This is a genomic window from Streptomyces sp. NPDC025793 (genome assembly GCF_055558375.1).
This window is the reverse complement of sequence record NZ_JBVHMR010000125.1, coordinates 1-3,476: the sequence shown is the minus strand read 5'-3', so window position 1 is coordinate 3,476 and position 3,476 is coordinate 1. Positions and strand designations below refer to the sequence as shown.

The 3,476-nt window shown below is 63.6% G+C and carries 3 protein-coding genes; 2 read left to right on the top strand and 1 reads right to left on the bottom strand.

What is annotated here, in order from left to right; translation table 11 throughout:
- Positions 1 to 254: 254 nt before the first annotated feature.
- The gene (locus ACZ4MF_RS48745; protein WP_467500869.1) at positions 255 to 452 is read right to left on the bottom strand and encodes an MbtH family protein; all 198 of its coding nucleotides are present in this window, start codon (positions 450 to 452) and stop codon (positions 255 to 257) included.
- An 894-nt stretch (positions 453 to 1,346) separates the two neighbouring features.
- Between ACZ4MF_RS48745 and ACZ4MF_RS48740 the strand changes: the two genes are divergently transcribed.
- On the top strand, positions 1,347 to 3,071 hold the full coding sequence (locus ACZ4MF_RS48740; protein WP_467500871.1) for a fatty acyl-AMP ligase: 1,725 nt from the start codon (positions 1,347 to 1,349) through the stop codon (positions 3,069 to 3,071).
- A gap of 47 nt (positions 3,072 to 3,118) precedes the next feature.
- Positions 3,119 to 3,427 (top strand): acyl carrier protein, encoded by a 309-nt coding sequence (locus ACZ4MF_RS48735; RefSeq protein ID WP_467500867.1) that lies wholly within the window; start codon positions 3,119 to 3,121, stop codon positions 3,425 to 3,427.
- The last annotated feature ends 49 nt before the right edge of the window (positions 3,428 to 3,476 follow it).

The following is a 3,476-nucleotide window of genomic DNA, read 5'->3' as shown; positions in this document are numbered from 1 at the left end:
CAGACCGTTCATACGCTGATGCGCCGTACTAGCCAGTCCGCGTCAGTGCCCGCAAGGAACAGGTGGGTGTGATCCGCCTGGTTGTCGCTTCCCTGCGGCGGCCGGCCCAGCGGCCTGAGTCGCCGGACGTAGGCAGAGCAGCGCGCACCTGGTCACGCCTCTGCCGAGGGACGCACGCCGCGCCCCTCTGCTGCAAGTCGATGACAATCAGTCCCCGAAGCCCGCCCGGCATGGGCACGGCTGAACCGAAGGGCTCATTCAGCCCGGGTGAGCGGCTTCATATCGGTCCATGAGCGCTCGACGTAGTCGAGGCAGTTCTGCCGGGAGTCCTCACCGTAAACGACGGACCAACCAGCTGGCACCTCTACGAAGTTGGGCCACATGGAGTGCTGCCCAGCCTCGTTGCGGAGAACGACGTACTTCCCGTCCTCGTTCTCAAAGGGGTTCGACATAGGGATACCTCACAGTCATAACACGGCTATTGATGGTGAGAACGCTGACGAGCCGTCATGGACCATGACTTGGCGGCATGGCTCGACACCTGTTTCAGGAAGATGCACAACGCAGCATCGCCCACTCCTCAGAACCTGCCCTGTCGATCCAGCGATCTCGGGTGGGCAGAGAGCGGGTATGAGTTCACGCAGCGGTGCGAGGGCTCCTACAACAAGAAGCCCTTCGCCATGAAGGCGTGAGTGACGTCAGAGAGAATCCGACATACAAAGACACAGCTAATACACATCCCCCGTGCAGTCCGTCATGTCCGCTTTGGTCACAGCGATCACTTGACGCGTGTCATCCAAACACTTGCATTGCACGCCGTCAACCGCCCTTTCGATGCAAAAGTCCCATTTTGCCCCCGTGAGAAAGCAAAGCATCTTCACCGCGTGCAGAGTTCCGAGCAGTGCGGGCCCGAGTGATCCGCCCCTCGATCTCACGGCCGTACGGTCACAGAACGTGGCATGATCGAGTGCCCTTGCGGATGCATGGCGGCCCCGGCGGCAGCGAGGCTTCCACCGTCAGGTACGCTCCACATGGCATATCGCTCCATCAATTCGTCGCCCTGTAGGGCCCCTGGCGGACGTTTAGTTGTCTCGTCGCCGGGTTGAGGGCGCAGGGTCGAGGTAGCGGCCCACCCGCCGACCGGCGTGGAGCATCGGCTCACACACCCCGGCCCGCTACCGACAGTTAACCCCCGGGTCACTGGATCTTCGGATACTCCGAAAATCCCATCCGGCCTAAGCGCCGCTTAAGTCGGGCCAATTACTCTCGACCATCCGTTAGCACGCCACCCGGCACCGAAGGAAGGCTTGGAGGCAAAGTTGGAAGCGCGGCTCGCCAGCACATTCGTGGACGTCGTTCGGCAACAGGCCGAGACCCACGGCGATCGGATAGCTTTCGCTTACATCCGGGACATGAGTGACGGTCGGATCGACGACTCACTCTCGTTCCGTGAGCTGGACGCTCAGGCGCGCATCGTGGCCGGCTGGCTCACCAAGCAGGGCGGCGCGTCGGGCGACCGGGTACTGCTGTGTTTCCCGCCGGGCCTGGACTTCATCGTCGGCTTCATCGGCTGCCTCTACGCGGGCATGGTCGCCGTGCCGGCACCCATGCCCGAAGGCTTCAGCTCGTCAGAGGACCGAGTGAACAAGATCGTTCAGGACGCCCGGACCGCCTTCGCTCTCTCCGATGCGAACGGCGCCGAGAAGCTCGAGCGGTGGCTTGCCGACCAACTCGGGACCGCCCTGCCCTGTGGTGCGGTCCGTACGATGGACTCCGCCCTCGCCGCGAGCCTGACCGAACCCGATCTGACGCCGGACACACTGGCCTTGCTGCAGTACACCTCCGGTTCGACCAGCGACCCCAAGGGGGTCATGATCACGCACGGGAACCTGCTCAGCAACATGAGGCTGATCAGTGAGTGTGCGGACGGCGGACCGCACAGTCGTTCCTTCTGCTGGCTGCCGGTCATCCATGACATGGGGCTCATCGGGCAGGTGCTGTGGATGCTCTACGTCGGCGGCTACAGCGTGCTCACCTCGCCGACCGAGTTCCTGCGGCGCCCCTACCGCTGGCTGGAGCTCCTCGGCGAACTGAAGGCCGACTTCACCGTGGCACCGAATTTCGCCTATGACCTGTGCGTACGGACCGTCTCGGAGGAGAAGGTCCGCGGGCTGGACCTGTCAGGCTGGCGGGTCACCTTCAACGGTGCCGAACCGGTACAGGCCCAGTCCCTGGCCAAGTTCGAGGAGAAGTTCGGGCCGGTCGGCTTCAAGCCCGAGACGTTCCTGCCGTGCTACGGGCTCGCCGAGGCGACGCTGCTGGTCACCGGGACACGTGCCGACAGCAGACCGGTGATCACGTCGGTCGACGCCGAACTGCTGGCCCAGGGGGAGTTCGTTGTCACGGACGCCGGGGCAGCAGGGCGCGAGCTGGTCGGCAGTGGAACGGTGGATCGGTCACGGGTGCGAATCGTGGACACCGGGACACGTGCGGCACTACCGGACGGGAAGGTCGGTGAGATCTGGGTACGAGGCGACAGCGTCGCCCAGGGGTACTGGGGCCGGGCCGACTTGAACGCCGAGACGTTCAATCAGAGCCTCGGTGACGAGGCGGACTTTTTCCGCACCGGGGATCTCGGTGTGATCCACGAGGACGAGCTCTACGTCACCGGCCGCCTCAAGGAAGTGTTGATCATCCGTGGACGCAATCTCTACCCGCACGACCTGGAGCGGGCTGTCCGCACGGTCGATCCACGGCTGGCCACCGGAGCCGGCGCGGTCCTCACGCTGGACAGGCCCGAGGGCTCGGTCGTGGTGGTCCAGGAGATCAGACCGCGCGGTCTGGACGAAGACGACTACCGTGCGTTGGCCAGGAGCATCCAGCGGGCCCTGGTGCGCGAGTTCAGCATCCCTGTCCCCAGCGTCGTCTTCGTCGGACCCGGCCGTGTCCGCAAGACCACCAGCGGCAAGATCCAGCGCACACTGATGAAACAGCTCTTTGCAGCTTCCGAGTTGAAGCCGCTGCACGAGGAGCTGACCGACGCTCTGTCCGCCCGTCTGAAGAACGACTGACCCGGAACGAATCGGTCAGCCGCTCTTCCTGCACTCATACGTCCGTCATGTCAGCCAAGAGAATGGAATACGTTGTGACAACGGTGCACCGTGACAGCTCGCCCGAAGAGCTCCGAGCGTGGCTCATCGAGCGGGTTGCCTACTATCTCGAACTGCCGGCAGAGAAGATCGACCCGGAGTTCGAGCTGGCGGAGTACGGGATGGACTCGGTGTACACCATGAGCATCATCGCCGAAATCGAGGACAATCTCGGTGTGAAGATCGACGAGATGGCCGCTTGGAAGTACTCCACCATCAATGCCCTGGTCGAATACGCCGAGAATCTGATCAGCGAACCGGTGCACTCCGCGCACTGACGACGGTTCGCGCATGCGGGCGGGCACGGTGCCCATCAGCATCTGAACT

Coding starts and splice junctions, on each gene's coding strand:
- ACZ4MF_RS48745 (WP_467500869.1), bottom strand. CDS start 452: ATGTCGAACCCCTTTGAGAACGAGGACGGGAAGTACGTCGTTCTCCGC.
- ACZ4MF_RS48735 (WP_467500867.1), top strand. CDS start 3,119: ATGTCAGCCAAGAGAATGGAATACGTTGTGACAACGGTGCACCGTGAC.